At 46.8% G+C, this 560-nt stretch carries 1 protein-coding gene; it reads right to left on the bottom strand.

Annotation, left to right across the window (positions count from 1 at the left end):
* A partial coding sequence (locus tag FE392_RS20000) for an autotransporter outer membrane beta-barrel domain-containing protein (protein WP_319931877.1) occupies positions 1 to 560 on the bottom strand: 560 nt, incomplete at both ends.

Consider the following 560-nt stretch of genomic DNA (forward strand, 5'->3'; position numbering starts at 1 on the left):
TCGCGTGAGGCTGCAACACTATTAAGTGTGAACGAGGTATTGCTATTGCTGAAACTTAATTTAGTGCCGCGATCTATATTGCCAAACTGATGTTGCCAGCCCAATTCACCATACAAACTTACAGCAAGTTCATTTTCAGTCTGCCATTTTTTGGCGGCGCGTAAACCCAAGGTCGAGAAAGTGGCATTTTTTGACTGTTTGTCAGCATTCAAGGCTGCTGCGCCACCATGCTCATTCATCCCATTATTGCGGAAGTTAGCATAAGACAAGTTGGCAAACGGCTCTAAGTCCAGCAAAGAGGTGTTCATGCCGTAAGCGGCTTCAGTAAATAGCTGCCCGGTCTGTGCCCCATATTTGGCTTTCAGATTATCGGACTGGCTACCAAAGGCCACTGAACGTTTTGTATCAAAGCGATGCCAGCTATAAGCAACACCGGTACGCAATGCCAAGGCATTAATCTGCTTGCTGCCATAAACAGCCAGGTGGAAATTATTGCTGTCCGCTGAAGTATCAGAGCCACCATTCAAAGATGAACGCGTATAACCGGTCGCTACACCAAG

It is taken from the genome of Xenorhabdus santafensis (assembly GCF_033949405.1).
GTDB classification, from domain to species: domain Bacteria; phylum Pseudomonadota; class Gammaproteobacteria; order Enterobacterales; family Enterobacteriaceae; genus Xenorhabdus; species Xenorhabdus santafensis.